The following is a 26,084-nucleotide window of genomic DNA, read 5'->3' as shown; positions in this document are numbered from 1 at the left end:
AGCAGCGCGGCAGGCCGGCGCAGTGCGCCGTCCTGCCGCCGGGTGGGATAGGCAGCAGAGGTAGCCGGTCCTTATTCAGACCGGCTACCTGCAGTGCGATCAGTACAGGCCGAAATCGCTCAGCGCAAGGTTCTGCTGGCCGACGACGGTGACCACGAGCTGCAGCTCATCCGCGGTAATCGTGCTGCCCACATCCATGCTGGTGAACTTGAATACGGCCGAATTGTAGCCGTCGTCGACGACAAAGAGGCGTTCCGCGCCGATCGCAAATGCCTTGTCGGCAGTACCGAGGGTGTCGATAACAGCAGATGCGGTGATTGAAGAGGAGGAACCGGCCCATGTCGAGCTATCGAAAGAATCGAGGACATTTGCACGAACGATCACCATCTCGGCAGCGCTGGAGAAGGTGCCGCCGGCCGTGGTCTTGACAAGTCCGCTTTCGATGGTAAGGTCGCCATCGCCTACGAGTGCACGCGCCAGCTCGATCCGATCCGCCCCTTGGCCGAAATCAATGATCTTGTGTCCAGCCTGGAAGTCTCCGAAGGACCCGACGTTCGACAGCGACGGTTCCGAGAAGCGGAACTTGTCGTTGCCCGATGGTGTCCACGTTGATCCATCGTCCCCATACATGATGTCCTGGCCGGTGGGCCCCCAAGCGCCCGGGACAATCGTCCCTGCGTAGAGAATGTCGTCTCCGGCACCGCCCATGATTCTGTCACTGCCATCGGCATCAGCCAAAATGGTGTCATTGCCGTCGTCGCCGTAAACGTAATCGGCCCCCGCGCCACCATCGAGCATGTCATTGCCGCTGCCACCGTCCACGGTGTCAGCGCCATCGCCGCCGTCGAGCGTGTCATTGCCGCTGTCACCAGACACCATGTCATTGCCGTCGCCGCCCATTAACTTGTCCGCGCCTGCGGCGCCATTCAGGCTGTCATGACCAGCACCGCCGTCGAGCGTGTTCGCGCTGGTGTCGGGCGTAACGGTGTATTGATCGCCGGCGTACAACTGATCGTTACCGTCGCCACCTTCGATCACGTCCGCGCCCAGCCCGCCGTAGATGAAGTCGTCATCAGCGTCGCCATAGAGCTTGTCGGCCGCCGAACCGCCGTAGATGGTATCGGAGCCGGCGTCGCCATGGATCGTATTGCCAAGATCAGCCGGCGGCGTTGTTGATGGGTAACTGTACATGCTGGGAAGTTCATTGCCGTACAATTTGTCGTTGCCGGTGCCACCGCTAAGAATGTCGGCGCCCAGGCCGCCAAAAACGGTGTCCGCGCCATCTCCGCCGTTGACCTTGTCATTGCCGGCATTGCCGCGCAAGGTGTCGTCGCCGCCGAAACCGTTGATCGTGTCGCTGCCGGAACCGCCATACAGCCGGTCGATCGTCGTATTCGACGTGCCGTTCTGCAGCGTGACAGACGCTGTGCCGGTGTACTCCAGGCCCTCGATGTTGGCATAGGCGCTGTAGGAGGTCAGCGTGGCGGAGCGGATCATGTCGATGCCTTCGCCGGCGGCTTCCACGACGGTGTCGGTTGCATCGACCACATACACGTCGTCGCCGAGGCCGCCCACCAGCCGGTCGGCGCCTGCATCGCCAGCGAGAATGTCGTTACCGGCCCCGCCGTACAAGGTATCGTTGCCGGCGCCGCCGGACAGGCTGTTATCGTAGCTGTTGCCGTACATGGTGTTGGCAAGCGCGTTTCCGGTGGCATTCAGGGCCGCGGACGAAGGTATCGCGTCCAGTTTCGTGTACGGTGACGAAAAACCAGCGCCCATGCTCGACACTCTTTCGCTATCGACCATGCCTGCCACCGCGCGCACCTTGTTGAGTGCATCCAGTGCTTTCTGGTCATAGGTCGCGTTCCCGCCGGCGAGCACGATACGTTCAATGCCATCCTTGGCGTCACCGGTATCGGACGTCGTCAGGTACAGGACATCGGCGCTGCCCGCCGTATCGCTGATATCGGCATTGCCGTTCATCACCATATAAAAATCGTTGCCGGCACCGCCCAACAACATGCTGTCAGTACCGGGGGCTGCCATTGCCAGCAAGATGTCATCGCCATCTCCCCCGTCGACCACGTCGGTCACGTTCGCCTGGCCATACCAGTAATTCGGCGGCGCATAGGTGCTGAAGTCCCCAGTCAGGATGTCGTTGCCGAGACCACCGGCGATGTAGTTCTCGCTGGAATTGCCGATAATCAGGTCGGCCTTGTCGCCGCCTTCGGCATACCACGCTGACGTACCGGTGTAGGTGTCGTCAAGCACCAGCGCTTCGACGTTCAGGGCGCCCTTCATGCTGAAATCGACGGTCGACAGGACCACGTCGGTTCCCGTATCCGTCGAGATTTCAGAGATGGCATCGCCCATCTCGTCGATGATGTAGATATCGGAGCCGTCACCACCGGCCAGCGTGTCCGCCACGCCATCGGCCAGATGGGTATAACTCCTGATAAACGTAGCGCGCAGGGCGGTACTGTTCTCGATCCCGGCTGCGCTGCCGCCGTACAGGATGTCGTCGCCGGTATTGCCCTGGACCTTGTCGCTGCCCTTGCCGCCCACGACGACGTCATGCCCGGCGCCGCCCAGAATCGTGTTGTTGCCGGCACCGCCGACGATGACGTTATCGAGGGCATTGCCTGTCACCGTCACGTTGCTGGTACCGGTATAGACCAGGTTTTCGATTGACGTGGCATACGCGCTGTACGCGATGTTTGCTTTCGCACCGACAATCGTGTCGATACCTTCGTTGGCCAGTTCGGTAATAACGTCGGCAGCGTCGCTCTGATAGATATCGTTGCCCTTGCCGCCGATCAGCGTATCCGTGCCCGCGCCGCCGTTCAGGTTGTCGTCGCCATTCCCGCCTTCCAGCCGGTCCGCGGCAGTACCGCCAATCAGCGTATCGTTGCCGTCATAGCCGAACAGGCTGACGACGCCGGTGCTTCCGGTGGCGTTGATCACATTGGCCGCATTATTGCCGTGCAGCGTGGCGGCAAGCTTGCTGATATAGCTCAGGCCCTCGATATTGGTGAAATTGCGCAGGTCGAGGTAGCGTCCGCCTTTTTCATTCGTGACAATGGTATCGAAGCCGCCGCGCGCTGTTTCGAGGATGGTGTCTTCGTTACTAACGTCGCGATACGTATCGTTACCCGTACCGCCGATCAGCACATCGACGTCCGCATCCACGCCGGCATACAGGGCATCGTTGCCGTCCCCGCCCTGCAGGTTGTCCGCGCCGCCATAGCCGAACAGGGTATCGTCACCCTTGTCGCCATACAGGATGTCTGCGACCGTCGTCGACGCATTGGCCATGATCACATTGTTCAGGCTATTGCCTTTGAGCGTAGCCGCCAGGGTGCCGGTGTACGTCAGGTTTTCAATCGCCCCCCAAGGTTCCAGCGCATAGGTTTTCAACCCGTTCAATACACTGGTCTTGATCGTATCGACCCCACCGTATGAGTACTCCAGAAATTTGTTGGAGAGCGACTTGATGATGTAAGTGTCGTTAAACGTGGTGCCGATGAGGGTTTCGGTGGACAGGGTCGCAGTAATGTCGAGACCGCCTGCACTATTCTTGACTAAGGTCGCCATGATGTATTTTATTTATTTTGTAGATGTGAAGGTAGGCTGGAAATCGCTACGGCACGAAGAAAGTCGTATGCGACCCAGAATTTATTCAAGAAGGTTAAATAATGTTTTTTATGTCACCGGCGCGTTTAATGCGTCTGCTTCCGAAAACGGATTTGAATCATTCCGCGACTCGCCTTGTATTATATCGAAGCGACTTGCAGTCTAGCAGAGCTCGAATATTTGTGTCCATTAGTAAATTAATATCTTATCCGGACATGCTTCTGGATCGCACCACACTCATCCAGCAATACAAAAATAAAAAATTTTCCAATGCGACTCAGGTAAACAGGCTATATGTCGTGAAGCGGCTCGTTGAAACGATACGCATCAAAACCAGCGTCATCACTGAATGCACTTACTCTTCGCTGAGCGACGAATGCAAGCGGTCGCGTACCGGCTTGAGCAGGTAATTCATCATCGTGCGCTCGCCCGTCCGTACGAACAGTTCGACCGGCATGCCGGGACGGATGTCGAGGTGATGGCGGGCGATGTCGCGCGCACCCTCTGGCGTCACCCTGGCACGTACGAGATAGTACGGCATGCCGCTGCGCTCATCGACGCTGCGGTCGGCCGACACCTGGGTGACTTCGCCTTCGATATGCGGCGTACGGTTGACGTTAAAGGCCGAGAACATCAGGTCGATCTTCAAGCCGGAGCGCACTTTGTCGACGAGGTTAACCGGCAACATCCCCTCCACAATCAGCGCGTCGTCGCTCGGGACGATGTCCATCATGCGAAAACCCGCGGGTACCACCCCACCCTGCGTGAAGACAGCGAGGCTGACGACCGTGCCGGCGGCCGGCGCCCTGACCTCGGCATTGGTGAGCTCGAAGGTTTGCGCGGCCAGGCGCGCGCCCAGCGCCTCGGCCTCCTTGCGCACCTCGGTCAGCATGGTGCGCACCTCTTTCTGGTACTCCTCGTTGCGCTGGGAACGGCGCAGCGCCATTTCCATGACCTGGCGCTGCAGGCGGCCGACCTGGCCGATGTCTTCGGAGATCTGGCCGCTGAGCTCGGCATTGGCACGTTCCAGTTCCAGCAATCGGGTCCGGGCCACGAAACCCTCGCGCGTCAGGTTGCGCGTACTATCGAGCTGTTCCGCAAGAAAACCGGCCTGCTTGTTCTTGCTGTCGCGCGAGGCCTGCATCGCCGTGATTTGCAGGCGCAGGCCTGCCACGTTTTCATCGAAGGCATTGAGCTCGTCGCGCAACGAGGTCCGCCGCGAAGTCAGCAACTGTTGCTGCAAACGCAGCATCTCCGCCACGCGCGGCTCGCCAAGCCGCGCCTTCAGCGCGGCCGGGAACACGATTTTTTCCTGGCCGTCGCGTTCGGCGCTCAGCCTCGCCTCCGTGGCACGTGCCGTGAGGTACTGGCCATCGGTCATGTCGAAGGCCGAGCGCGCCAGCACGGGGTTCATCCGGACCAGCACCTGGCCGGCCTTGACCACATCCCCGTCACGCACCAGGATCTCCTGCACCGTGCCGCCGACGAGGTGCTGTACGGCCTTGCGGTTCGATTCCTTGGCGACCGTACCCGACAGCGGCACGCCCTTGTCCAGCGGCGCCACGAGCGCCCACAGCAGGAAGCCGCCCACCCCCAGCAAGATGATGAGCCAGCCCAGGCGCGTGTATGCCGCGGCCTCGGTCTTCACTTCATGGACGAGCGTGGCGGCTCCGTTGTTCTGCACGACTTTCATTATTTTTCCTCCGCGAAGTCGGGAGCGGCCGCGACCCGCCTTGCTTGTTGCTCCTGCTGCTGCGCCTTCTGCCCCGGGCCCTGGAGCGCCGCCATGACCTGGGCGGTTGGACCGAAGAGCTGGCTGCTACCCTCACGCAGCAGCAGCAATTTCGTCGTCACGCCGATGAGGCTCGTACGGTGGGTGATCAGGACGACCGTCTTGCCGCGCGTACGCAGTTCGCGCACCGCTTCGGCGAGCGCCATTTCGCCCACGTCGTCCAGGTTCGAATTCGGTTCGTCGAGGACGACCAGCGACGGGTCGCCGTACAGCGCGCGCGCCAGGCCGAGGCGCTGCTTCTGCCCGCCCGACAGCCCGGCGCCACCGTCGCCCAGCACCGTGTCGTAGCCGTTCGGAAGGCGCAGGATCAGGTCGTGCACGCCGGCGCTGGTGGCGGCCCGTACCACCTGTTCGGCATCGATATCGCCGAAGCGCGCGATGTTCTCGCTGACCGTGCCGCCAAAGAGTTCGATCGACTGCGGGAGGTAGCCGAGGTGCGGTCCCAGCTCTTCCTTGGCCCACTGGTAGATATCGGCGCCGTCCAGCCGCACTTTGCCGGCGGCCGCCGGCCAGACGCCCACCAGCAGGCGCGCCAGGGTCGATTTGCCCGAGCCGCTGGGGCCGATAATGCCGAGCACGTCCCCGGGCGCGATGGCGAAGCTCAGGTTCCGGATCACGGGCGTCTGGGCGCCGGGCGGGGCCGCGGTCACGCCTTCGACCGACAAGGCGCCCAGCGGTTGCGGCAACGACATCCCCTGTTCGCGCACCGGATTGGCTTCCAGCAGCTGGTTGAGCCTTTCCCATGCGCTGCGGGTGCCGCTCCAGGATTTCCACACGCCGATCACCTGCTGCACCGGGGCCAGGGTGCGGCCGACGAGAATCGACGCGGCGATCATCATGCCGCCGCTGATCTCGTTCTCGAGCACCAGCAGCGCGCCCAGCCCGAGCACGAGCGACTGCAGCGACACTTGCACGAACTTCGTCATCGCGTTGACGACGCCCGCCTTTTCGCTGGCCTCGGCCTGTACCTGCAAGAACTTCGCGTGCAGGCCGAACCAGCGCTTCATCAGGTTCGGGAGCATGCCCATCGATTCGATCACCTCGGCATTGCGCAGGTTGTTCGTCGCCAGGTTGCTGGCGGCGAGCGCCATCGCATTGGCCTGCGCCAGGGGTGCGTGCGTGACGCGTTCGTTGACATACGCCAGCGCCAGCAGGACGACGGTCCCCCCCAGGGCGAAGACACCCAGTACCGGCTTGAAGACGAAGATCACCGCCAGGTAGATCGGGAACCAGGGAGCGTCCAGGAAGGCGAACAGGGCGCTGCCCGTGATGAACTGGCGCAGGTTGGTCAGGTCCTGGAGCGCCTGGCCGGCATTGTGACCGCTCTGCTTCAGGTTTTGCTGGAACGTGGCGCTGTAGATGCGCTGGTTGAGCTGCATGTCGAAGTGCGCCCCGACCCGCACCAGCACGAAGGTGCGCACCAGTTCGAGCGCCGATATCAGCAGATAAGCGCCCAGCATCATGATGGTGAGCATCCACAAGGTCGTTTCGTTGCGGCTGGTGAGCACCCGATCGTAGACCTGCAGCATGTAAAGGGATGGCGCCAGCATCAGCAGGTTGGTAATTGCGCTGAAGGCGCCGACTGTCAGAAGCGTTTTCTTGAAACCAAGCAGAACCTGTTTGATTTCGCTGTTTTTATTTTGATATTTGTTGTTCATGGGTCGGCCGATGGACGGCGGCAATCTATTCCGGCCTGGGGGGCGAGCCGGAGGCAATCGCAACACTGTGTTGTGGGAGCGCGGCCGGCACGCACTGCCCCGGCCGGAAGTCAAAAACGGTGAACGGCAGGATGCGTTCAGACGATCGGGCTTGCGTCGTCCCAATCGAATACATCCTGGCCGCGCGGCGCCGCGCCGTCCACCAGGGGCTTCGACAGCTTGCTCGGCCGAATGCTGGCCGCGCCGCCCATCAGGGTATGGAAGTTCCGCCCGTAGAACGCGCCATTCAATTGCGTCTGGCTGATCAGGTAGGAACGGAAACGGCGCCACAGCCCCGGATCGATGCGCATCGTGTCGTCGGTCCAGAACTGCTCCAGGCTTCCCTGGTAGGTCAGCCCCGGGATGTCGTACAGGGCGCGTCCCATCAGCTTGAGCGGCTTGTCGTGGTAGAGCGCGGACAGGCCCACCGTGCTGTTGATCGTCACCACGCCGCGTGCATGGCGCAGCAGTGTCGGCAGGTGCACGTCGTGCACATAATGCACGCGGCCGGTCACGCCATGCTCCGCGCTGAGGGAATTCACCAGGCGGCGGTAGTCGCGCTGCCCGCGGTCCATCGGGTGGTGCTTGAATACGAGGTGGTGCGCCTGATCGGCACCGGCCGCAAACGAAGCGACCACTTCCCGAATGAAGTCGCGCACATCGTTGTACGGGCTGTGGCTGGTCACCTGGCTGTCGTTGTAGACCTGCAGGGCGACCGCAAAATAGTTTGAATCCTGCTCGCGCAACAACTGTTCGAAAACCGGCTTGTCGCGGCGGCGGTTCAGGTGCTTGCGTACCCAGGAGCGGACCCAGGTCCGCGCTTCATAGCGTATCGAAAACTTCTTGTGATGCCGGTAATGCGGGTAAGCGGCCTTCGTGAGCCGTCCCGCAGCGTAGTACAGCATCGAGCTGAGCGCGCCGCGCAGGAAACTCGGATAGGCCGGTTTCGGCGTCTCGACCTCGATATCGGGCAAGTCGCGATAGAAGGCTGGATTGCGCGGCAGCTGCGAATGCACGTTCACGCCGCCGCATTCGAGCGTGATGTAATCCGGGCGCACATAACCCTCCTCGAAGACAAGGAAAGGCACGCCGAGTTCATTCGCGACACGCTTGGCGGCAACGTGATAATGGCGGCAATCGCCAAAGCAGATGATGCCGTCGATGCGATGGAGGTCGAGGAAGCGCGCGAGGAAGGCCGGAAAATCGTCCAGCGTACCGGTGTAGTCGGTCGCATTCAGCTTGCGATGGAAAAACCGGTCGCCGCCGTTGAAATTTATCTTGCGCACATCGATGTCGTGCGCGCCGAGCCAGGCTGCAACGCGGTTGAAAAAATTCCCCATCGGTCCCTGCAACATCAGGACGCGGCGGCATTGCAGCAGGGAATAGTAAGCCGGTAATGTGTAATCACCTTGCCGGTAGCGTGCCAGCTGGCTGGCGTCAAGGCGAGCGTTCATTCAATACTCTGCGAAAGGGGTTGCTTTAGGGAATTTCGCTGGCGATTATATTGAGATTTCTTCGTAAGAAACTCAAGCTTTGTAACAGTGTCCCGTGAATACAACGGTTTACAGGAAAAAAAACAGGTTGCTCGGCAGCTTGCTGGAAACGCGCTCAGTTACCGTAAATACATAACTGGTTGAAGTAACACGCGGTATGCGTCATCCTGGTGCGAACAAGCTGCGGCCGAGGATCCGCAGCTTGCGCCGCTGGCGGCGCACCCATCCGAGCCGCAGCTTTTCAAGTCCGCCGTCCTGTTCCAGCGCGGAGCGCGTTTCCAGGATCTGCTGCAGCACCGCTTCGCAACTTGTGTAGCCCTTCAGTTGCCAGTCCCAGTACACCGGATAACGCAACAGGGTCGCGGCCACCAGTTCATCCAGGTCCAGGCGCCGGCGGCGCCGGGCAAACGCGACGCCGCCGTCGACGACATCCTCGGTCAGGCCCCAGCCGGCATAGAAGGGCTGGCCATACACGACGACGCGCTTGCCCCGCAGCAGGGCGTCGAAACCAGTCAGCGAGGTCATGGTGTGCACCACGTTGCAGGCGTCGATGCAGCTGACGACCGACAGGCGCGTCTCGACCAGGTCGGCCAGGCGGCCCGCCTGCGCCAGCGCGACCGTGCCGGCGCGGTTGCCCGACATCACATCCGGATGCGGCTTGTAGACGATGAAAGCGTCGGGATGGGCGCGCCGGGCCGCTTCGAGCAGGCCGAGGTTGGTCTTCACGTCCACGCAGCCGTAGCGGATCGAGGCGTCGTCTTCGACCTGCCCCGGCACCAGCACGACCTGCTTGCCGGCGCTCGGCCAGCCCGCCTGTTCGCGCGGCTCCAGGTTGTATTTCGTGATGCCGTGACGCACGATGAAGGCGCGCACGGCCGCCGCCCGGCGCAGCTCATGCTCGCCAAAGGCCGCGGTGGCGAGCATGGTCTCGAGCGTCGACGGCCGGGTAGGATCGAAATAGATGCCCTGGTCGTCCAGCACCAGGCACAAGGGCGGAATCAGGTCCGAGCCGAGCCCGACCGAACGCGTGAACCCGTCTTCCATGCGCACCAGCGCGGCGCCGCTTTGTTCTGACAGTTGCGCCAGGCCGGGCGGCGCATCGCGGCCCCAGAACACCAGCCTGTCAACGGGCGCCGGCTGCAGTTGCGCCGCCTCTCCCGCGTCCGCGGCGAAGGCGACCCGCCTGCCCTCGAGCGACAGCAGGGGCTTGACGTTGGCAGCCTTCCAGCGGCGCAAGGCCACGCCGATCACCCTGCCCCGCTGCCGGCTGGCCATGTCGCGCTGGCGGATGAGCCATTCGATGACATCGAAGATGGTGCCGCGCTGGCGGCTGACCGGATCGAGGTAGCGCGTGTAGTGGAAATAGGCCGCGGCAAACAGCTCGTCCACCGAACGGCGCCGACCTGCCGCACTGCGCCGGGAGCATGCCTGGCGGTCGTCGGTGCTGCCCCAGCCGGCATACCAGGGCATGCCGAACACGCTCACCGGCTTGCCGGCCAGCAGCGCCTCGAAACCCATGGTCGAGGTGACCACGTAGACGCGGTCCATTTCCTCGATCAGGCTGAGCGGATTGACGGGCTGGCGCAGGACGACGGTGCGCGCATCGTCCTGCACCGTCGTCAGGTAGCCGCCCTTGCGGCCGGCGCTTACTTCCGGATGGGTTTTCACGTATACGGTCGCCTGCGGATTTTCCGCATGCGCCGCCGCCAGCATGCGGGCAAAGGTGGCGCCGTCGGCGCCACCCAGTGCAACGCTCAGGTCGCCGGCGGTCTGGTCGATGACCAGCACGCGCTGGCGGTCGTCCGCGCGCAGCAGCGTCCGGTCGAGGAGCGGCGCGTGGTTGTATTTGCTCAGGCGGTGCGCCAGCACCAGCGCCCTGGCGCGCGCCACCTCGGCCGCGATCCCGTCGAGCAGGTCGGTATCCGAGGCCAGCAGCCGCTCCAGCGCGGAGGGACGGGTGCTGTCGTAATAGATACCGAGGTCATCGACGACCAGCGACAGGCCAGGACTTGCCTTCCCGGTGCCGTAGGAGCGCAGGAAACCGTCCTCGAGCCGCAGGCAGGGCTCGCCCGTGCGCGCGGCATACCATTCGGCGCGCCGGGCACTGGGCTTGGCGCCCCAGCCGGCCCAGGCGGCGGGCTCGCCGGCGCGCAGGGGCAACACGGCCGCCCTGACCTCCTGCCCGAGCAGGTGCGCCAGGAAGGGCTGGCGCCAGACGCCGACGTTCCACGCCGGCACCCGTACCACAGGCGCCGTCACAGCCCGACTACCGCGGCGATTTCGGCGAGCCGGTGCGCCCACGTATGCTCGCGCAGCACATATTCGGCGCCGGCCCGGGCACGCTCGAGGTCGTCCTTGCCGGGACCGTCCTTCAGGCGCGCGAACAGGCAGTTGGCCTCTTCCGCGTTGTGCACGATATGGCAGTAATCCTTGAAATAACGGTCGACGGCGGGGCTCGGATTGGTGACCGCGATGCCGCCGCAGGCGAGGATCTCGATCAGGCGGCGCGAATACATGGTCGCCGAATCTTCCACCGTGTTGACGTTCAGCGAAACGAGGTAATCCTTGTATACCTGGCCCGTGGCCTCGTGGCGGATCGCGGGAATCGACTCCATGCCCGGCAAGTCCGGATAGCGGTAGACGGCGGACTTGCGGTCCGAATTGCGGTCAATGACGGTCAGGCCGAGTCCCTGCCCGCAGCTGGCCTCGAACAACATGTCCTGCCAGATGCGCCGCTTGCTGTGGATATGCGTACTGTAGCTGCCCACGAAATTCGCGCGCCGGTACTTGAAGTCGAAACCGGTGAAGCCATGTGTGCGCGGCTGTACCGGAAACATCAGGGTATTGACGGTCACCTGCGGCCCCACGCGTTCGCGGTAGCGCGGGACGCAATTCTCGTCGACCGTGAAAATATGGTCGAAGTGGACCGCACTGTCGATGAAACGGTCGAAATGCACCCCATCTTCCTTGTTCCAGAAGACCGTTGGAATGCCAAGGTCGCGCGCGTAGGCGACCATGCCGACCAGCGTGCGGTTCGAACGGCGCGGCTCGTCCTTGTAGGCGGCGATCCGGTACTTCCATGCCTTGCGCGCGCCGTGCCATGCCGACTCGACGAACAGCAGGTCCGGCCGCCGCATGCGCAGCACCCAGCGGTAATTCAGCGGCGTTACGTGCATGATCCTGCCTTCGGGCGCGAGGCAGGCCGCCGTCAGCTCGTCGGATACCAAAGCAATTCGCATTCTTCATTTACTCCGTGGTGTGGTACCGCAGGCGGCCACGCGGGCCGCCTTCTCGCCGAGCTTCTTCAGCAGTTTCTTGCGCCAGCGCTTGGGACGCAGGCGGCCAAGCTGGAACTTCGTCCTGCTCGCCAACATCATGAGCCGCTCGGCCGCGCTCAGGCGCCGGTAATAGGCATCCCGGTCGTGCAGCTGCTCGACCGGCGCGGTGCGCCGGAATGCCGCCGCGCCCTGCGCCATCGCATCGATCGTCACCTCGCCCGCCACCGGCACTTCGCCGCTGTCCATCAGCCGCAGCGCGGTGACGCTGTCGATCACCTCGACCTTGCCCTGGATCGCCTGCAGGAATTGCTCGAAGCGCGCGACGTTTTCCTGGAGCGGCGCCGAGAAGTGGCCATCCTCGCCTTCCTTCGAAAACGACCACGAATGCATGACCAGCACGGCGATGGCCCCATCGCCCATTTGCCGGTAGAACGACTCGAGCGCCATCATCATCCGCGGCAGGTCCTGGCAGGATGCGTGATTGAAATTCAGGTGATAAAACTTGTCCTGCGCCTTGTACAGGTTCAGGCAGGACACCGGCGCTTCGTAACAGCCGTTATCCCAGCGGTACTGCGGCAGGCGCCCCGCCTTGAACAGCTGATTGTCGCTGGTGGCGACGTAACTGCTGTTGAGCCTGATCCCATGGCGGCCCATCGCGCGCACCGTGGCCGGTCCATAGCGGTAGCCGCCGCCGCGGAAGGCCACCGGCGCGACGCCGGTGGCCGCCATCTGGCGGCTGCACAAGAACTCGAACATGGCGTCGGCCTGCTCGTCGGTCGCATTGTTCGCCAGTTTCAGGCGCGGCAAGCCGCGCTCTTCCCAGAACGCGTCCGGAAAAATCTCGGGGTGCGAATGCAGCTGCAGGTCGTGGCCGCGCGCATGGATTTCGCGCGCGACGTCCTGGATCTGCTCGCCCCACAGGAATTCTTCCACGTAGTCGAGGAACATCACCAGCTTGACGCCGTATTTATCGGCAATCGACATCATTTCGCCGATGCCACCGCGCCCGTCCGGGTACCGGCCCCAGATCAGGCGTTCGACGTGGTCTTTCTCGGCACGCCTGGGGAAGGCTTCGACGTCGATGGTGATCATTAAGCGGTTGGTCATCAATACAGTCCAGTAGCGTGCGGCGTGCGACATGCTGCCCACCGCAGTTGCGGTGGGCAAAGCGAACATTGTAGCTGTGTGCCGCGGATCAGCGCCGGACGAAACGTCGGGCGCCGGGCGCAACAGTGCAGTGCTTCGGCGACGGCTCCCCGAATTCCTCGGTCAGTCCCTTGTCCACGAGGCGCCGGGCAACCAGCTGGTTACGGGCCAGGGTATTGTCGAGCGAAGGGCATTCGCCACTCTGCTTCGTGCAATCGTCACGCCCGCTCGCATCGCAGTACCAGTCGCTGATCGGCGAGCCTGCCCAGGCATCGGTGAAGCGGTTGTCCTCGACCTGGTTGCCGCCCGAACCATCGCGAAAGCGAATCGCATCGCCGCAACCGTCCTCGAACTGATTGTCTTTGACCAAGTTACCGGTCGAGTTATGCGCTAAGTAAATCCCGTGCAGCAAGCCACATTTCTCGATATTGCGGAACTGGATAAAACGATTGTTCACGATCGCGTTGTCGTCGGCATTGACCAAGCGGATCACAGCGGTCGAGGGCTTGCCCGTCCCGCGCTTGCGTTGCCCGATGCCTTCAAAAAAATTGTTTCTGATGACGACTTTGCTGACTGCATTGTTCAGCTGGTTGCGTGATCCGTTTAACGAAATTGCCGTCAAATAATTCTGAATGCGCAAACCCGCAACCTTCAAGTTGGCAGGCTGGCCTACGCGGCCGGTCACGGTCAGCCACGTCAGGTCCTGGTCGCCTCCGTCGAACACGGGTCGCTTTACGTCCTCCACCGCGGCGATGGTCAGGCTGCCTCCCGGCGCGGCCCCGGCCGTTGTGGCGCTCTGAGCTACATATCGTCCGGGCAACACCCGGATTGTGACGTTCACGCTGCCTTCCTTGAATTTGTCTTGCGCAAGGATCAGTGCGTCCTGCAAGGTCGGCAATGCCGACTGCGGCGTCTTGCCGTCCGGTTTTGCGGCGGCTGCCGGGCCCAGATAGAGCACGACATCACGGCCTGTGACCCCGGCAAACGACGGCAGCGCGACAACGCACAGGTACAAGGCGACGAAAAATTTACGAACCATTGACAGCTCTCTTTATTCTTCCAGCGCCGCAAGCTTGAACAAGCGGCACGGATTCAGGGTTAATCATCGGACACGACAACGGTCTGCCCACTTACGACCGCACGCGTGCAGCCTTGGCTGGTTTCAAGCCCGGCGAACACGGCACGAGTGTTCTCCGACCGACAGGCGCCAGGCATCGACCCGGCCCTTCCGGCGGATCTCCAGCGCCAGGCGCTTATCGGCCTGCAAAGCAAGCCGCGAACCGTCGTCATCCAGGCATAACAGCGTTGCGAAGAGGACATTCTTACCGGATTGCCGATAGCCGAGCGCTGTGTTCGGTATCAGCTCGCCCTGACCCTGGCTGATCCATCCCTGCAGGCGGGGGCTTGTTGCGCCTTTCTCGAGCACGCTCGAGATTGCCCCGTTACCTGCGCAGCGTATATGCAGTGTCCGGCCATTGCCCAGCTGCGTAAGGCAGGCATCGGCATCGCGGGCGAGGTCGGGCAGGTGCGGCGCGAAGTGAAACCACTGCGTAAAATCGCGATCGGCATCGGCAATCAGCCGGTCGATCACCAGCACCCACTCATTCGGCGAGTAGGCGATGAAACGGGCATGCCGGACGCCGGTCCCGCGGTGCCTGAACTGGCCGTCCACCAGGTATCCCCAATCGTTGACGGCCACCGCACCGAGTGCCGAGCCATACATGGATTCCGGGCCCGCGGCCCGATCGCCGCCATCGCTTTCTCCGCCGATCTCGACGGTATTATGCGCACGCGCAGATTGCACGTAGCTGCGGCGATCGTCGGCCCTGGACGCAAATTTCCCTGCGTCGCACAGGATGTCTTCGCCTTCGAACCACACGAACGAGAGGTCGTCCGCCTGCTTCTGGACAGGGCTATGGAACGCGCCCATTACGGCCAGCAGCGAGGCGTCCCTGACCTGGCCGTTACCGTCATCGCGCACGACGGCGTAGCCCGCCGAATTGAATACTTCGCTGCGTCCCCGGAAGGCGGTTGCCGTGACCGTACCGTCCTGGGGCCGGCCATCGGTGTTGCCGAACGGAATCATCCGCCCATCGGGCATGAGGAACCAGCGCATGACCTCTTCCGCCCTGGCGACCAGGGCGCCCAGGTCGAAGCGGCTGAACCAGCCGCACTCGCGCAGGCGCTTGATGGCTGCGATAGCGCCGGACTGTGAACCGGGAGAATTCCCGAGATAAACGCCACGATCGTTGAATTGCAAGCCCAACAGTTTGCCCAGCACCTGGTCGAGGAAGGTTTCGATCTCGCACCGGTCGCTGTCGCTGATGACCTGCGCCAATGCAGCCGCGCCATGCAGGTCGATGAATGTGCCCTTGCCGTATGCTGCATGACGCTCGCCGGCCAGGTACGCAAGATGATCGCGCACCAAGTCGTCAAGCACGGTCTGCAAGGCCGCATCGATCGCCGCCCCATCGTGCACGAGCTGCGAAATAACATACGCAAGCTTCATGGCGCGCAGGCCCGCCGTCATGTCCGTCCAGGCGAATTTCGACTCGCGCCCTTCGACATAATGGAAACGGTGCCAGTCGACGATCACTCGGAGCGGAAATTGCAGCCATTCCGGATCCATGGTCTTGCCGTGCTGGTACAGATGGGCATCGAGCATCCGCCACATGTGCAACTGGCTGCACCAGTTCGTGTCCTTGAAAGGATCGCTGTGCCAGTCAAACGGAAACGCCAGCGGATACGGTTTGAGATCGGCCCTGCCCGCCGGGATGAACGAATAGCGCCCTTCCCTGTTCTTTACGGGCGAACCTTTTGTTCCCAGGAGGTAGAGCTGGTCCGCACTGATCCGCGGCGCGGCCCGGCAGGCGGCAAGGTCGAGGCCTGCCCGCGCAGCGCCATCGCCAGCGCCGGCCATTGCGCTTCTTCTCCTGTCGCACATCGCCAGCGCCGTCCTGATCAGCTCTGGCGCCAGTTCTCTCGGCTCCGGGCCATGTCCCGTATCGCTGTCGAACATGAGCGACCGGATTCGCCCGGACGGATTCGGTCCGCCCCGCAGCGGCACGCTGAAATGCTTGCAAAGAGGCGTGTAGTGCTGCTTGTGATGGACCGGATCCTTGATATTCTGGACAATCAGGCAGTTTGCCTGCGGCGCCCTCGCCAGCGCCTCGATAGCGGACAGGCGCGCGCGCTCGGCCGGGTCCAGCTGCTCCAGTGGCCGGCCCTCGAATGCGACATCAAGGAACTGCTCGACAAAGCGCGCGGAGTACCTGCTGACGTCCGTTTGCGGATTGATCGCGACCGCGGTTGCGTCGCCCAGCGCCGCTGCCAGGGTCATTGCGCCGAATCCTCCCGCGGACGATCCATAGCAAATGATGTGCGACGATGGAATCCGGAGACGCCCGGCAATGCTCCTGGCGAGCTTCGCCATGCTGGCCGTCCAGTCATTCCCGGAAGTACCGACATACCAGCCGATGTGCAGGTCTTGCGGCGCCAGCAGCAAGGTCGGGTCGGAGATGTAGAGCACCGCACCCGGAAACATGCCATGCCAGGTCCAGCGGTCGAACTTGAGCAAGGGCTGCCTGGCCGGATCGCGTGCGCCCGACAACAGGACGAACAGGCGCTCCCCGCCGCCCTGCTGGAACAGGCACTCGAACTGTCCGTCGTCGATCCCGACGGAGAAGCGCCCATCCTGCATCGGCTGCGAGGAGAATTCGGCCAGATCGCCGAATGCTCCCCACTTCGTTTCCAGCGTTGACTTCGTAATACTCATCAGGCTGCGTCGTTGACCACGTGATCACCCAGGCGCGTGAGGACGACGCCGGCCTTTTCGCCGACCTGTACCCAGGTGCGCTCGCGTTCGACCCATACGCGCCCGTTCTCGCCCAGGCGGGCGCGCAGTTCAGGCGCATCGATGAGGCGCTGCAGGGTTGCCGCGAGGCTTACGGTATTTCCCTTCTCGAACACGAGCCCGGTCTGGCCGTCCTGCACCATCTCCACCAGTGCGCGCACGCTGGAAACGACCACGGCCTTTTCCATCGCCAGTGCTTCCAGCGGCTTCATCGGCGACACCATCTCGCAGACCGGCAAGGGCTTGCGCGGGAACGGTGCGATGTCGACCAGCGAATAATATGCCTCGACTTCTTCGTGCGGTACGCGGCCGGTCAGGATGAGCCAGTCCGAGAAGCCGCTCTCCTCCGCGATGCGGATGATCTCTTCGGTAATCGGTCCGCGCGTCTGGCCGGAAGCATTCTCGTTGCCGACCATGAGCAGGCGGAATTCGACGTTGGCCTGTTTCAGCAAGGCGCAGGCTTCGGCCAGGTGTTCCAGTCCCTCGTAGTCGACAAACGTGCCGATGTAGCCGATGACGGGCACGCCTGCCGGAATGGCAAGCTTCGTGGCAAGGGCTTCATCGCGCGGGATCGGCTCGAAGCGCGTCGGGTCGCACGAATTGGGCAACAGGTCGATATGCCCGTACGGCACGCCCCGCTCCACCAGCTCCTCGCGCATCGGCTCGGTCAGGGTAAAGACATGGTCCGCCATCGCGGCAACGCCGGCCTCGAGCATCCTTTGCACGTGGAACGCCGGCGAGTCGCCGAATGCCGTATCGCGCGACAGGCGGGTGATCTCCCAGAGCCCGCGCACCTCGTAGATGAACGGGATGCCAAGGCGGCGTGCGGCGATCAGGGCCGGCAGGGCCGTGATGTGGTTCGAAGCCGCCATCACGACAGCCGGACGGTATTCGCGCAGGCGCGCTTCCATGGCGTCGGCGGCGGCCAGCACGTATTCGCGTGCCGATACGCCCGCGCGCAGCGGGGCCAGTGTACGCACGTAAGGGATGTCGTCGACGGTATCGATCGGCGTCACTTCGTCGGCGGTCAGCTCGGGTTTGATATCGAGCGGGAAGCCCGGACGGCTCAGCACCACGACATCCCAGCCCGCCGCACGGATACCGGAGGCGACGCCGTGCGAACGGGTCGCATAGCCGCCCGACGAATACGGCAGCGTGTTGTGCAGGACGTAGCAGAGGCGGCCCGGGATGGTGTCGATGCTCGTTACCTGCGTCGGCTGTGCCGCCTTGAGCACGGACAGCATGTAAGCGGGCGTCGACTGCATCTTCGCGAGGAGCTCTTGCTGCTTGCTGGTCGGCTTGTCGCCGTACAAACGCTCGATCTCGAGGATGATGTCGCATGATTGCTTGAACTCGCATGCACGCTGCGTCACCCAGAATGCGCCGCGCAGCACGCTTTCCGAGCGGTCCAGCACCAACGCCTGCTGTGCCAGCGCCAGTTCCTCGGATTCGTGACCGGCAGCGGCCAGCAGCTTGCCGATGCGCAGCAGGTCGAGCGCAGCGTCTTTCTTGCGTCCGCCGAACTTCCTGGCGACCACGTCGACAACGCCCTGGCTGCCGCCCTTCAGGAAGACTTCCTGGTAGTAGGTGCTATCGAGGTTCGCCCGGATCTGTTTGGTAAAGGTGCGCCAGACGCGGGCCGTCGTCGCATGCTGGCGCGCGCGCTCGCCGATCTCCGCCATCAGCTGCGGGTTATCGATCAAACGCTCCAGCGCGGCGGCCAGGTCGGCGGCGTTGCCGGCATTGAACAGGACGCCGGTACTGTCATTGACCACTTCCTCGCAAAAGACTGGCAGGTTGGGAACGATGACCGGCATGCCCAGGGCCATTGCTTCCACCAGTTTGATAGGTGGGATGATTTCGCAGACGTGATGCGGCTTGCGCGGAATCGCCACGACGTTGGTTGCCGCCAGCTCGGCGCGCGCGCTGTCGGGCGGCAGCTTGCCGAGGAATTCGACCTGGTCCGACAGGTCTCCTTCCCGCACCAGGGCTTCCAGCGCAGCGCGCATGTCGCCATCGCCGATCAGGCGGGCGTGCACACGCGTGCCGCGCGCCTTCAGGCGTCCGATCGCCTCGATCAGGAGGTCCAGTCCTTCGTAGCCGACCATGGCGCCGGCATAGCCGACGGTGAACACGTCGGCGATCTTCTGCACCTGGTGGCTCTCGGCCCGGACGATGGTATCGGCGTTGATGCAGTTCGGAAGCAGGGAAATACGCGCCGGATCGACGCCCCAGCCCTGGATGAATTCGCCGAGTGCGTTCGAGATGACGTACACGCGATCGGCGTGCAGTGCCACGTGGGCCTCGAGATCGAGTCCGATCTGATAACGCTCGGATGTTTCATAGTTCGGCACCTTGGACGCGCGCGAGAGTTCCCACAGGCCCCGCATCTCGTAGATGAAGGGAATGCCGAGGCTGCGCGCCGCCAGCAATGCCGGCAGTGCATTGACGTGGTTCGAGGCGGCATGGATCGCAGCGACGCGTTTCTCGGCAGCGAGCTCCGCAATGACACCTGCGGCCTGCTCGATGTAGACGTCCAGCGGCAAGGATTGCGGCGGATGGCGGCGATGCATGTAGGAAACGCGGTCGATGACCGTCATCCCCTCAGCCGGCTCGCCCTTGCGGTCGGAGCGGTCCCACGGATAACCCGGACGGGTCAGCACCGTCACGTCGAGGCCGTCCGCAGCCATCGCCCGCACCAGTTCGTGGGTACGCACCGTATAGCCGCTCGTGTGATAAGGCATCGCGCTGGCTGCGACATAAAGCAAGGAGCTCGGCACCGCGTCATAGGCCGGCGCCGGAGCCGCGTTCACGGCCGGGAATGCGCGGCGCAGGCGGGCCAGCGCCGTCACCTCCTCCGCGCGCCGCTGCTCGGAAACCGACAACTCGACGCCGGTGTCCTGCAGCGCCGCCAGCAGCTGGGCAGGTTCCGTGACGAAGCCGGCTTCGAACAGGCGGAATGCCAGCCATTTGGCACGGTAGGGCTGGGGATCGAGGGCGTAGGCTTCGCGTGCCGCCTGTGCTGCCTTTTCCGGGAAAATCGATTGCAGGTGACGCGCCAGCAGGGTGAACGCAGCCGCTGCCTTCTCCGGCTTGATGTTGCGTTCAGCGAGATAAGCCGACACCGCGGCGACGCCGCCGGTACTAAATCGTGCGGCCAGCGTTTCGAAATCGTCGGTACTGACTTCGCCTGGCGCCTGGTGCACGGACAGCGCGGGCACGGATTCGCCGGCGCCGGTGCGGCGCGTGGCGCGACGCGCTTTTGCCTCGGCACGCAACGTGAGCAAGGCGCCTGGCAGCCGGAAGAAGGCGCCTGGCGACTTGAACCCGTTGATCAGGAGGTTGCCGAGCTGGAACGACAAGGTCTTGCGCACGGCCATTGCGCTCATCTCGAGCGCGGCCTGCTTCCGTGCCATGAGTTCGGCGTCGCGGTCCCTGCGCTTTTCCATAGACGCAATCTTGTCCTCGGCTTTCTTCTGGCTCGCAGCTGCCAGCGCCAGTTTCGCCGCGGTTTCGGCAATCGTCGCCTTCAGGCTCGTCATCTCGCTTGCCTGGGACTGCTGTGCCGAGAGGGCGGCGGCGCGTGCCTGGTCCAGCTGTTTTTCCACACCCACACACTGGGCCTGGGCACGCGCCAGCTCGGCTTGGAGTTGCTCGATGCGCGGCGACTGGGACTGGGCGCGCGCCAGCTCGGCTTGGAGTCCCTCGATGTGTGCCGACTGGGCCTGGGCACGCGCCAGCTCGGCTTGCAGTCCCTCGATGCGCGCCACTTTGTCGCCAGCCTCTTCGGCATGCGATTGCAGGGTTGCCGCAAGATGCGTTTCGAGCTCGTTACGCTGGCCGGCCGCTTGTGCCAGCTCGGCCTGCAGGGCCGTCATCCGGGCAAGCAGCTCGTTTTCCGCAGCCTGCCGTACTTGCAAGGCAGTGGTGAGCTCCGACTCGAGCTCGGCGCGTCGTTGCGTCACGGCTGCCAGGTCGCCCTGCAGCTGCGCCACGTCCGCGGCGTGTGCCCGCTGGAGCGACGTCCGCGTCTCGATGGCGGCTGCCAGGTCGGACTCGAGCCGGCTGAACTTGTTTTGCAGGCTGGCCTGCTCGGCCGCCAGGGCGTCGTGCGCGGCCTGGACCGTATTCAGTCGTTTGGTACGCTCGTCCAGAACTTTCCTGGACTCGGCGTAGTTCTTCGCGATCTTCGAATGCTTGGCCTGCAGGTCAGTGTATTGCTGCTGGACATAGTAGGAGCCTGCTTCGGTCGCTTGCGCCGCCAGTTCGGGCGCATGCCGGGCGATGCCGCCATCCTTGCATGCGACGAAGCGAATATAGCCATCGCTGACATTCATCGTGGTGACCGAAAAACCGGCGACCGACGCGAGGATTTCGCGCGGGAAGATGGTCGCCTTGTGGTCCGGGAACGGATGCAGGCCGAACGGCACCGTCACGATCAGCGTGCCGCCTGGAGCGACATGGCTGGCAGCCCTGCCGAGGAACCGGCTCGTGTGGGTCTGGTGCTCGAGGACTTCCCCGAGGATCACGGTGTCGAACTGGCGCTCGCGGTCCAGCCCGGACAGGTCGGTGCAGACGAACTCGACGCGCTCGCGCACCGAGGGAACTTCCTTCTCCTGCTCGGAGCGGGCATAGTCGATCACGCTCTCACTGATATCGATGCCCGTTGCCCTGAACCCCTCGCGGGCCAGCAGCAGCGACGTGATGCCTTGGCTGCATCCAACATCGAGGACGGTGTCGCCCTGGGCTTGCGAGCACATCCAGTTGATGCGATCGCGCGCCCTGCGGCCGGTTTCGTCGCCAAGTTCGCCGTAGTAGGCTTGGTTGATCCGGTCCGCCCACAGTACGGTCGATGTTGGCTGGTTTGCGGTTGGGGAAGAAGGCAATTGGAACCTCGGTGATTAAAATATTTGAGCCATGGCGCATGGCCATGGCTTGTGACGGAACACGGGGCCGCACCCGCCCTTCGGGGGGGGCAGCCCGGACTGGCAGCTTATTTCTGCTTCCAGATTCCCTTGGTGTCGATGACGAACGTTCCGCCAGCGAAATCCGGGGTGGTTTCCTTGAACTCGCGATGGTCGACCAGCAGCACGGCGACGTCGGCGGCTGCCGCGCCCTCGGTCAGGGATGCGAGGGTCAGGCCGGTTTCGGCCAGCATCGGCGACAATGCGTCGATGTTCGGCTCGACCGCAAGGACCTGGCCGCGATACTGTTTCGCCAGGTGAGCGGCGATGTCCACCGACGGGCTCTCGCGCAGGTCATCGATGTCCGGCTTGAACGCCAGGCCGAAGCAGACGACGCGCGCTGCCTTGCCGTCGTTTTGCGCGGCGAATGCCTGCACCGCCTGGTCGACCTTGGCCAGCACCCAGTGCGGCTTGCTGTCGTTGACGCGGCGCGCGGTGCCGATCAGCTTGGCTTCGTCCGGGGTCTTGCTGACGATGAACCACGGGTCGACCGCGATGCAGTGGCCGCCCACGCCCGGGCCCGGCTGCAGCACGTTCACGCGCGGGTGGCGGTTGGCCAACTTGATCAGTTCCCAGACGTTGATGTCGAGCTTGTCGCAGATCATCGAGAGCTCGTTGGCGAAGGCGATGTTCACGTCACGGAAGGAGTTTTCGGTGAGCTTGCACATCTCGGCCGTGCGGGCGTTGGTGATGACGCACTCGCCCTGCACGAAGATCTTGTACAGCGCGGCCGCCTGCTCCGAGCACTTCGCGGTCATGCCGCCGATGACGCGGTCATTTTCCACCAGTTCGCGGATGACGTGGCCTGGGAGCACGCGCTCCGGGCAATGCGCCACGCGGATGTCGGAGTCTTCGCCGGCCTGCTGCGGGAAGCTCAGGTCGGGACGGGCCTCGGCCAGCCATGCAGCCATCTGCTCGGTGGCGCCGACCGGCGAGGTCGATTCCAGGATCACCAGGTCGCCCTTTTTCAACACCGGCGCAATCGCCTTCGATGCCGACTCGATATAGGCCAGGTCCGGCTCGTGGTCGCCCTTGAACGGGGTCGGGACGGCAATCAGAAATGCCTCGGCCGGTTCCGGGGTCGTCGTGGCGCGCAGGTAGCCTTCGGTCACGGCGGCGTGCACCACGATGTCGAGCTCGGGCTCGACGATGTGGATCTGGCCCTTGTTGATCGTCTCGACGGCACGCGCGTTGACGTCCACGCCGATGACCTTGACCTTGCGTGATGCGAAGACGGCGGCGGTCGGCAGTCCGATGTAGCCCAGGCCGATGATCGAGATGGTGTTGAATTGGTTCTTCATGTTTGTTATCCGAGATTAATAGTCAGTTCGTTTGCCGCTTGCGACGCCAGTGGCGCGTGTGCCTGGGCGATGAGCGCCTCGACGATGCGGGCGCTGGCCTGGCCATCGCCGTACGGGTTGTGCGCGAAGCTCATGGTGCGGTAAGCCTCGTCGTCGTCGAGCAGCCTGGCGACGTTGCTCACGATGCGTTCGACGTCGGTGCCAACCAGGCGCACCGTGCCCGCCGCCACCGCTTCCGGGCGCTCGGTCGTGTCGCGCATGACCAACACCGGCTTGCCCAGCGACGGCGCCTCTTCCTGGATGCCGCCCGAGTCGGTCAGGATGATGTGCGAGCGCGACATCAGGAAGACGAAAGGCAGGTAGTCCTGCGGGGCGATCAGGTGCACGTTGGCAAGGCCGCCGAGCAGGCGCTTGACGGGTTCCTGGACGTTTGGATTCAAGTGCACCGGGTAGACGAAATCGGTTTCCGGATACTGGCGGGCCAGCTGGCCCAGCGCCGCGCAGATGCGCTCGAAACCATCGCCGAAATTCTCGCGGCGGTGGCCGGTGACGAGCACCATCCGGGCGTCGGGGCGCAGGAAGGGGAAGCAGTCGGCCTGCTCCTGGTACAGCGCCGGCGAGCTCTCCAGCTTTTCGCGGACGGCGATCAGCGCATCGATGACGGTGTTGCCGGTGACGATGATCTTGTTCTGCAACACGTTCTCGTTCAGCAGGTTGTCTTGCGAGGCCGTCGTCGGCGCGAAGTGCAGGTCGGCCAGCACGCCGGTCAGGCGGCGGTTGCCCTCCTCCGGCCATGGCGACATCAGGTTGCCGGTACGCAGCCCCGCTTCGACGTGGCCCACCTTGATGCGCTGGTAGAACGCGGCGAGCGAGGTGCAGAAGGTGGTCGACGTATCGCCGTGCACCAGCACATAGTCCGGAAGGAACTCGTCGAACACGGCCGAGATGCGCTGCAGGATGTCGGTCGTGATCGTGAACAGGTTCTGCCCTGGGCGCATGATGTCCAGGTCGAAATCGGGAATGATCTCGAACAGCGCCAGCACCTGGTCCAGCATCTGGCGGTGTTGCGCCGTCACGCAGACTTTGCTGTCGATGCCCGGATGGGCGGCGAGCGCCTTCACGAGGGGGGCCATCTTGATCGCTTCCGGGCGCGTGCCAAAAACGGTGAGTACTTTGATTGGTTGTTGTTTCATGTTAATTTTGGCAAGTTACAGGGTGAGTACGACCCGCGCGCTGACGGCGATTTGATAAATGATCTGGGTAAGGTCTTTCCAGATCTGGCGCGACTTCACGTCGATTTTCGGCAGCACCAGGACCTGGTCGCCGGGATGCAGTGCGGGGATCGACGCCCCTTCGTCATAGCTGCCGTCGCGGTGTGCCACAAGCACGCGCGAACCGGCGGCATTCTGTGTGTATCCGCCGGCGCGGCGGATGTAGTCGTCCAGCGACAGGGTCTTGTCGTAGGCGATCGCATTCGGGAACAGTACTTCTCCGCTGACCAGCACCAGGCCGTCGCGTGCCGGCACCCTGATGATGTCGCCGTTTTCCAGCGGCAGTTCGTCGCGGCCGGCGGCGCGCGCAATCAGGACCTGCCCGCTTGGCTCGACTTTCTTTGCCCGGTCCACCCATTGCAGGATCAGTTCCGACTCGTCCTTGCGCAGGCGCGCTTCGTCGCTGGTGCCGCTGCGGGCCGTGAGCACGCTCGATTCGAGGCTGTGCAGGGTGGTTTCCAGCATCGTCTTCTGGCGCTCGCGCACGCTGATGCGATACAGCTGGATGCTGTCCACGTCCGAGCGCTCCGAGTAGTTGATCTGTGCGAGCAGCGCCCCCATGCGCGCGCCGTAGGGCAGCACATACTCCTGCGCGCTCTGGTGCTCCCCTTCGACCCGGACCGTGATCGTGCCCTGTTTCTTGTCGGCCGTGAACGCGACATCGTCGCCATTGCGCACTTCGATGCGGTCGCTGTCGGCGAGGGAGTAGTACTCGGTGTTCCTGACGGTGCCGGTGTTGCGCACCACGCGCACATGCGTGGCGCTGGCGGACGGCTTGGCCATGCCCGACAGTTCGCTCAGGCTGATCGACGCCTTGTGGAACTCGAAGCGGCGCGCGTTGGCGGCCAGGCCGCTGACGTTGACCGTGTTTTCGCGCGCGTCGATGAAGATGACGTCGCCGTCGGCCAGCTGGACTTGCGGGATGCGTCCCTGCAGCAGGAAGTCGTAGAGGTTCAGGTGCGCACGCACGTGGGCGCCGCGCTTGACCTGCACATCGAGGAAGCTGCCGCGCTCGGGATCGATGCCGCCGGCCTGGTCGAGGTAATGCAGGACGCTGTCCATGCTGGTGCCGTCGTACAGGCCGGGCCGCGCCACGAAGCCGCCGACGAACACGCGCACCGGCTGCGCCGCGGCCAGGCTGGCGTAGCCGAACACATTGGCGCGAAACACCTTGCGCATGGCCGTTTCCAGGGCCGCCTGCAAGTCCTGGTTACGCACGCCGGCCATCCTGACCGGACCGATCTGCGGCAGGAACACATTACCCTGCGGGTCGACCGGCAGCACGCCGTCGAAACTGAAGCCGCCCCACAGCCGCACCTGCACCCGGTCGCCGACGGCGATCAGGTAATCCGGGTTGAAGCGGGTGGCGCCGGCGCGGGCAAAGCTGCCGGTGAAGAGCTGGGCGCCGAACACGTTGCTCTTCATGTTGGCGGCGTAGTCGGCCGCCTGGGGCGACTGGATCTGGATGTCCGGCACCGCGGTTTCGGCGGCAGCCGGCGCGGCCGGCTGGGCTGCGGGATTGGCGCCGTGGGGCATGGCGATGGCGGACGCGGCCTCGCCCGGGGCTTGCTGGGCCAGCGGCGCGGTCAGTTGCGCGCGGGCGCCGGTGGCGCCGAGCAGCAGCGTGAAGACGGCGAAGGTGAATAAACGACGCAT

Annotated in this window: 13 protein-coding genes; all 13 read right to left on the bottom strand. The window is 63.7% G+C overall.

Translation table 11 applies throughout. From position 1 onward, the window contains the following. Positions 1-99: 99 nt before the first annotated feature. The 13 genes from AC1MEM_RS09250 to AC1MEM_RS09190 all read right to left on the bottom strand — a co-directional run bounded on the left by AC1MEM_RS09250 (position 100) and on the right by AC1MEM_RS09190 (position 26,084). The gene (locus AC1MEM_RS09250; RefSeq protein ID WP_499476770.1) at positions 100-3,594 is read right to left on the bottom strand and encodes a hypothetical protein; all 3,495 of its coding nucleotides are present in this window, start codon (positions 3,592-3,594) and stop codon (positions 100-102) included. A gap of 394 nt (positions 3,595-3,988) precedes the next feature. Then, positions 3,989-5,326: an HlyD family type I secretion periplasmic adaptor subunit gene (locus AC1MEM_RS09245; RefSeq protein WP_499476769.1), complete on the bottom strand. Its 1,338-nt coding sequence runs from the start codon at positions 5,324-5,326 to the stop codon at positions 3,989-3,991. Then, positions 5,326-7,083: a type I secretion system permease/ATPase gene (locus AC1MEM_RS09240; protein ID WP_499476768.1), complete on the bottom strand. Its 1,758-nt coding sequence runs from the start codon at positions 7,081-7,083 to the stop codon at positions 5,326-5,328. Before AC1MEM_RS09240 ends, AC1MEM_RS09245 begins: the two co-directional genes overlap by 1 nt. Positions 7,084-7,220: 137 nt before the next feature. Next, the gene (locus AC1MEM_RS09235) at positions 7,221-8,576 is read right to left on the bottom strand and encodes a capsule polysaccharide biogenesis protein (RefSeq protein ID WP_499476767.1); all 1,356 of its coding nucleotides are present in this window, start codon (positions 8,574-8,576) and stop codon (positions 7,221-7,223) included. A gap of 201 nt (positions 8,577-8,777) precedes the next feature. Next, entirely contained in the window at positions 8,778-10,874 is a 2,097-nt protein-coding gene (locus tag AC1MEM_RS09230) for a capsule polysaccharide biogenesis protein (RefSeq protein WP_499476766.1), read from the bottom strand. After that, complete coding sequence (locus AC1MEM_RS09225) at positions 10,871-11,854, bottom strand: CgeB family protein (RefSeq protein ID WP_499476765.1); 984 nt, start codon at positions 11,852-11,854, stop codon at positions 10,871-10,873. Before AC1MEM_RS09225 ends, AC1MEM_RS09230 begins: the two co-directional genes overlap by 4 nt. A gap of 3 nt (positions 11,855-11,857) precedes the next feature. Continuing rightward, on the bottom strand, positions 11,858-13,000 hold the full coding sequence (locus AC1MEM_RS09220; RefSeq protein WP_499476764.1) for a polysaccharide deacetylase family protein: 1,143 nt from the start codon (positions 12,998-13,000) through the stop codon (positions 11,858-11,860). Positions 13,001-13,088: 88 nt separating this feature from the next. After that, the gene (locus AC1MEM_RS09215; protein ID WP_499476762.1) at positions 13,089-14,078 is read right to left on the bottom strand and encodes a right-handed parallel beta-helix repeat-containing protein; all 990 of its coding nucleotides are present in this window, start codon (positions 14,076-14,078) and stop codon (positions 13,089-13,091) included. Between the two features lie 123 nt (positions 14,079-14,201). Next, complete coding sequence (locus AC1MEM_RS09210) at positions 14,202-16,814, bottom strand: heparinase II/III domain-containing protein (protein WP_499476760.1); 2,613 nt, start codon at positions 16,812-16,814, stop codon at positions 14,202-14,204. After that, positions 16,814-21,778, bottom strand: coding sequence for a glycosyltransferase (locus AC1MEM_RS09205; RefSeq protein WP_499476759.1), 4,965 nt, complete (start codon positions 21,776-21,778; stop codon positions 16,814-16,816). The genes AC1MEM_RS09210 and AC1MEM_RS09205 overlap by 1 nt, the downstream gene beginning before the upstream one ends. Before the next feature lie 107 nt (positions 21,779-21,885). Continuing rightward, positions 21,886-23,157, bottom strand: a complete 1,272-nt coding sequence (gene wecC, locus AC1MEM_RS09200) for a UDP-N-acetyl-D-mannosamine dehydrogenase (protein ID WP_499476758.1) — start codon at positions 23,155-23,157, stop codon at positions 21,886-21,888. A 5-nt stretch (positions 23,158-23,162) separates the two neighbouring features. After that, complete coding sequence (gene wecB, locus AC1MEM_RS09195; RefSeq protein WP_499476757.1) at positions 23,163-24,350, bottom strand: non-hydrolyzing UDP-N-acetylglucosamine 2-epimerase; 1,188 nt, start codon at positions 24,348-24,350, stop codon at positions 23,163-23,165. Positions 24,351-24,365: 15 nt separating this feature from the next. After that, positions 24,366-26,084 carry a polysaccharide biosynthesis/export family protein gene (locus AC1MEM_RS09190; protein ID WP_499476755.1) on the bottom strand — a complete coding sequence of 573 codons (1,719 nt, stop codon included), beginning with the start codon at positions 26,082-26,084 and terminating at the stop codon, positions 24,366-24,368.

Source organism: Telluria sp. AIW5, assembly GCF_056680575.1.
This window is presented reverse-complemented; position numbering and strand designations above follow the sequence as displayed.